This window comes from Symplocastrum torsivum (assembly GCF_059505465.1).
In genome coordinates this window covers 1-6,085 of record NZ_JCACKQ010000108.1, presented here as the reverse complement: position 1 = coordinate 6,085, position 6,085 = coordinate 1, and the positions used below count along the sequence as shown (strand labels likewise).

The 6,085-nt window shown below is 46.5% G+C and carries 4 protein-coding genes; 1 reads left to right on the top strand and 3 read right to left on the bottom strand.

Annotation, left to right across the window (positions count from 1 at the left end; translation table 11 throughout):
* Positions 1-245: 245 nt before the first annotated feature.
* From AC5JL3_RS25075 to AC5JL3_RS25065, 3 genes are read right to left on the bottom strand one after another with little or no spacing between them, the layout of a single operon-like run.
* Positions 246-416 (bottom strand): hypothetical protein, encoded by a 171-nt coding sequence (locus AC5JL3_RS25075; protein WP_496077066.1) that lies wholly within the window; start codon positions 414-416, stop codon positions 246-248.
* Between the two features lie 4 nt (positions 417-420).
* A complete protein-coding gene (locus AC5JL3_RS25070; RefSeq protein ID WP_496077065.1) occupies positions 421-1,806 on the bottom strand; it encodes a (Fe-S)-binding protein in 1,386 nt (461 codons plus the stop codon).
* 46 nt (positions 1,807-1,852) lie between these two features.
* Positions 1,853-3,193 carry an FAD-binding oxidoreductase gene (locus AC5JL3_RS25065; protein ID WP_496077064.1) on the bottom strand — a complete coding sequence of 447 codons (1,341 nt, stop codon included), beginning with the start codon at positions 3,191-3,193 and terminating at the stop codon, positions 1,853-1,855.
* 206 nt (positions 3,194-3,399) lie between these two features.
* Between AC5JL3_RS25065 and AC5JL3_RS25060 the strand changes: the two genes are divergently transcribed.
* Positions 3,400-6,033 (top strand): bifunctional diguanylate cyclase/phosphodiesterase, encoded by a 2,634-nt coding sequence (locus AC5JL3_RS25060; protein ID WP_496077063.1) that lies wholly within the window; start codon positions 3,400-3,402, stop codon positions 6,031-6,033.
* The last annotated feature ends 52 nt before the right edge of the window (positions 6,034-6,085 follow it).

The window sequence follows — 6,085 nt, the reverse complement described above, 5'->3', positions numbered from 1 at the left end:
GTTGATGCATTAGAGGCGTTTCGGACAGCGATGTCTTTTCGTTTTATCGAGTGGTCGAACCACAATAGGGACGTATTTCTAGCTTACAAAGCTAGTTTGGGCTTTGTTTGGGCTTGAAATTTGTTTAAGTCCCGTTAAGGATTTTGAAACCTGCGTGGTGCGCTACGCGCAGCGCAAGCGCGATAGGCAGGTTTTGTTTGTGTAGCTGCGGTTTCTAACCGCCAAGCCAACGCTCACGCTTCCTACTAAGTAAGGTCTAATGCACAACTATTTGCTTCAGAACTGAGGGGAAGAACGACTTTTTTAGATTGCTGTGCAAACTGCGATCGCATAATTGCATAGTACACTTGACGCTCTCGTCCCAGCACAGCCGCTACATGATCGTGATGACGAGAGCGAACAACTTGAGGAGGCATGGAGTTAAAGATTGAGATGAATGCCTCGAATCGAATAATCTAACAATTCCATTGGATGCTTAATAGCAATCTCCTTTCCTTTTAAGCGCAAATGTTTGGTAATTTGTAACGTACAGCCAGGATTAGCCGAGGCAATCAATTCAGCACCTGTATTGAGTAGATTTTCGACTTTTTGTTGTCCCAATTCATCGGCGACTTCTGGTTGTAGTAGGTTGTAGACACCAGCACTGCCACAACACAAAGCCGCATCTATCGGTTCTCGCAACTTCACTCCTGGAATTTTTCGTAACAATTGGCGGGGTTGCATACTGATTTTCTGCCCATGTAATAGGTGACAAGCATCTTGATAAACCAGTGTCAGTTGATTATCAGTCAGTGGTGAAAGCTTTGCTGTCAGTCCCACTTGAGCTAAAAATTCTTGAGCATCCTTTACCTGAGCTGCAAAGTCTTTGGCTTTTTCGCGATACTCTGGGTCATCTGCCAGGAGGTGACCGTATTCTTTTAAAGTGTGACCACACCCCGCCGCATTGATAATGACAGCATCAACGCCTGTGCCTTCAAAGCTATCAATCATCTGTCGCGCCAAGGCGTGTGATTGTTGGGTTTGCCCTTGATGTTCTGGCAACGCGGCACAACACCCTTGAGTTTTCGGGATGACGACTTCACAACCATTCGCCGTTAAAACCCGCACAGTTGCTTCATTGATGGGTGAGAAGAATAAGCGCTGCACACAACCGAGAATCACACCAACTCGATAACGTTTTTCTCCTTGAGCGGGAATGACATCTGGTAAGGTGTCTTGGAAAGTCTTTAGGGTGAGTTGCGGCAAAATCGACTCCATCGCGGCTAAGCGAGGGAAGACTTTCTTAAGCAAACCAGTAGAGCGAACCAGCTTTTGTACTCCCAACTTCTGATAAAGATAGAGGGGAGCAAGCAGGAGACGCAAACGTTTCGGATAAGGGAATAGGCTAAAGATCAGGGTTCTAAGTAGTCTATCGGGGAGAGAACGGGGATAGTTTCGCTCAACTTGAGGACGAGTTGCCGCAATCAGCTTGTCGTACTGGACTCCGGAGGGGCAAGTTGTGACACAAGCGAGACACCCTAAGCAAGTATCAAAATGTTGCGCTGTTGCCTCGCCAAGAGTAGCCTCACCGTTTTTGATGGCATCCATCAGATAAATTCGACCTCTGGGAGAATCCATCTCCTTACCAATCACCCGATAACTGGGACAGGTGGAGAGGCAAAACCCACAGTGAACACAGGTATCAATTAGCTTTTGTTCAGGAGGATGCTGGGCATCAAAATTGGAGGTTGAGGCTGTCGGGGCAATCTCTCCAGAGGTGTCCAGTTTTGGCAATTCAGTATTGGGTGTGGTCGATGAAGTCTGCATATTCCCTGTATTTTCTTAAATCTTTGCTTAGTATGGTTTTTGAAATCTAAATCCCGCCCACAAATCGGGAGGGGCTTAAAAGGTTTTTTGGGTCAAATTGCTGTTTGATTTGACGCATAATCTCTAAAGCATTGCCGTTGTAACCCCAGATATCTAGCTGTTGCTTAAGAGAAAGAGGTGCCTCTAGAACACTCAAGAAGCCGCTTTGTGTTTGGCAATAACCTCGCAGTTCTAAGATTGTCTGCGGTGTTGTCACGGTTGGGTCGAGTCGCAATAACCCTAATCCACTCCCAGCGTGAATTAATCCTAATGCTGACGAGGCGGTTAGAGCGTCTAGTTTAGTCAAGGTTGCAACGGCAGCAGTAGGTGATACCCCTATTTTGCAAGTAATTGCTGGCGGCTGTGTTGATTCCCAGATTTGTTCTGGCAATTGTTGCCATAGCTTTACTTCATCAGCTTCGGTGTAGAAAGTGCCTGATAATCCTAATTGCTGTCCAACTTCGAGTAACCGAGAAGACTGTTCTTTAACCGATTCACTTACACTTTGAAAGCGAACGATTAAGCCTATACCCTGACCAAGACTGAGTTGACTGACAAGTTGGGTGGATAATAAATCAACGGCAGTAGGAGTCAAAGCGGAAGCTAGTAAGGTTTTTGTTGCCGATGCGATCGCTTCTGCCTCACCCGTCAACACTACAGTTCCGCTTGCTTCAGGTACAGGATAAACTCGTAACGTTACTTCCGTAATAATGCCCAGCGTCCCATAAGAGCCAGTAAATAGCTTCATCAAGTCGTAACCTGCGACATTTTTCACGACTCGACCACCCGCTTTGGCAATTTGCCCATCACTACGGACAAAGGAAAGACCAAGCAGCATATCCCGAATGCCGCCGTAGCGATGACGCAGAGAACCACTATCGGCGGTTGCAACAATTCCACCAATCGTTGCGTCTTGAGGATAGGCGGGTTCTAGGGGGAGAAATTGATTGGTTTTGGTGAGAACATTTTGTAGGTCGGCGAATTTGACTCCAGCTTCTACGGTAACTGTCAGGTCACCAACTGCGTGTTCAATTATACGGTTGAGGCGTTCGGTACTAACGACTAAATCAATGTCTTTGCTCACACCTCCCCAGCCCAGTTTGCTGCCGCAGCCGCAAGGCAGAACACTCCAAGTGTTGTGGTGAGCGAGGCTCATGACATGGGCAAGTTCTTCAGCTATGCTAGGGTAAACTACGCCACTGAGTAAGTTTTCTGTATTGTTTGCTTTTGCAATCTGCTCTCGCCATCTAGGCTCTAAGCTTTCCCAATCACAGATGCCATCACCAACGATTGGTTCAAGTTTTTGGGCGATGGACGCAGCAGCGTCCCGCTTTGCGATCGCATTCATACCTTGTTTATCCTTCTTGAGTTTGACATCACAGCCTCACCACTCTGGTTCTTGTCACTGATTCGTCAATAAACCTCATAACCCAACCCAAAAATAGATATGGGGACAGAGTTCCATTTACTTCTATTTACTCTAGTATCGTAGGCTACCACTAATAGGAATGAAGGTAGGAAAGCCTACATTAATTTGTTTGAGGAGTGCCAGGGATGGCTCGTCGGAAAATTAAACGACCAGGTAAGCAAGCTTTAGACCGAGAAAGTTTGCTCAATCGGCTGAGTACTCGGATTCGCCAATCCCTAGAACTGCAAGAGATTTTGGCAACAACAGTACAAGAAATCCGTTCGTTTCTTAATACAGACCGTGTTAAGATTTACCGCTTTGGGTCTGACCAAACTGGGGAAGTGATTGCGGAGTCAATTAATAATAAGCGCTTACCGCCTCTTTTGGGGTTACGCTTTCCTGCTGAAGATGTTCCCCCAGTTGCCCGCGAACTGTTTGTCAAAGCTCGTCAGCGGGTGATTGTTGATGTTGTTGCAGGTCGTAAGACGCTTAACCAGTTAGACTCCCCTGAAACTGGTAAAACCTTGGTTCGAGAAGACATTCGCCATTACCCAGTTGATGCCTGCCACCAGGAATATCTCACAACAATGGGGGTGCGTTCCTCGCTAGTTGTGCCGATTTTACATCAAAACGAATTATGGGGGTTGTTGGTATCGCACCATCTAGAGCCACGACACTATGAAGAGAGAGAGTTGCAAATTGTTCAGTTGTTGGTTGATCAAGTATCAATTGCGATCGCCCAATCTGATCTGCTCAACCGCGCCCGTCTTCAAGCCTATCATGAAGGCAAAATCAACCAAATCAGTAGTCGGCTTCACTCCCCCTCAAAAGTGACAAAAATCCGGCAGACTGTTCTGGAGGAAGCCGTTATTGCCTTGGAAGGGTCAAGTGGCAGACTTTACATCACCGCTGAACCCACAGGTCAAGCGGCTCAACTTTATACAACTGGAGACCAGCCAACCCTACCCTGGATTGAAGAAACTAGCTTTTGGCAGCGCCTGATGAATTCTTGTGAGGATGCCTCTGTAGAAGAATCAGGACTTGAAACCTGGGAAATTGCACCGACAGAATCATTGATGCCTTCTTCTACCAGCTATTCTGGCGCTGGTGGAGTGGTTTCTCATCTCTACACGATTTCTGACCTCTACAAAGAACCCTCACTACAAAAAATAGTTTCGGCATTTTCGGAAACTATTATCCGTAGCCTACTAATTGTGCCTCTCCAGTATCATCAGCAATGTGTGGGCTGCCTCACTATCTTTCGTAATGAGATTGAAACAGAAACCCTGTGGGCTGGATGTAGGGATATCGACACCCGTAACCTACGCCCTCGTGTCTCGTTTGAAGCTTGGCGAGAAGTCACCAAAGGACAGGCAAAGGCGTGGACACCAGAAGACATTAAACTAGCGCAAGCGCTGGGGATTCACCTGTACATGGCAGTGATGCAACGGCGTGTTGAAGCAATGCTTCAGCATCAAGCATCTCATGACCAACTGACGGGTTTGCCGAACCGAATGCTGTTTGATGAACGGCTTTCTTTAGCACTAGCTCATACACACCGCTATGGAGAAATGCTCGCTGTAGTGTTTCTCGATTTGGATAATTTCAAGACCATTAACGACACTCTTGGTCATGCTGTAGGCGATCGGCTATTGCAAATTGTCGCTGAACGGTTGAGGGGATGTCTGCGTCCAGAAGACGTTCTTGCCCGTTGGGGTGGAGATGAATTTACTTTGTTGCTGTTTCCGATTGGTAATGCAGAAGACACGGCTAAAATTGCTACCAAGATTTTGGATACTCTCAACGCTCCCCTCAAGCTTGAGGGTCAAGAACTACACATTAAGGCAAGCTTAGGAATTGCGTTGGCTCCCTATGATGGGGAAGACGCTGAGACGTTGTTGAAGAATGCGGATGCTGCCATGTACCGTGCCAAGCAGCAGGGACGTAACAACTATCAGCTTTATACCTCTGCAATTGGCACAAAGGCACAAGAGCGATTGGTTTTGGAAAACAATCTTTATAAAGCCTTAGAACGCCAAGAGTTCCGATTACATTACCAGCCACAAATCGACTTACGAACGGGTCAGATTGTGGGGATGGAAGCATTAATTCGCTGGCAGAATCAATCAGGTTTTATTTCACCCAGTGTGTTTATTCCCCTGGCAGAAGAAATGGGTTTGATTAATGCGATCGGGGAATGGGTACTCTGGACGGCTTGCGCCCAAAATCGCACTTGGCAGTCCCTAGGATTGCCCGCGATACGGATGGCGGTGAATCTTTCGGCACTTCAGTTCCAGCAAAAAAATTTGGTAAATATTATCGCACAAGTGCTGGAGTCAACGAAGCTAGACGCACGTTATTTAGAATTGGAAATCACTGAAAGTATTGCAATGCATGATATCCCAGTAACGATTTCCGTATTGCGGACGTTGCGTAGTATGGGGATTCAAATTGCAGTTGATGATTTTGGTACAGGCTACTCTTCTTTGTCGTCTTTGAAACACTTCCCTCTCGATAAGTTAAAAATTGATCAATCCTTTGTCCGGGAGTTGGTGACGGATTCGTTTGATGCGGCGATTGTTAAAGCCCTTATTGCGTTAGGGCATGGACTGAAGCTGGAAGTGATTGCTGAGGGAGTTGAAACACAAGAACAGTTGACGTTTTTGCGATCGGTGAAATGCGATGGTATGCAGGGCTACCTTTTGAGCCGTCCTTTATCTGCTGAAAATGCGACAAATCTGTTTATCAATAAAACGACATTGAGTTTGTTAGACAGCTAATTAGGGCTTGCTGAATAAGTCAGAGGAAAACAACCGATGGATTAATTAGTTA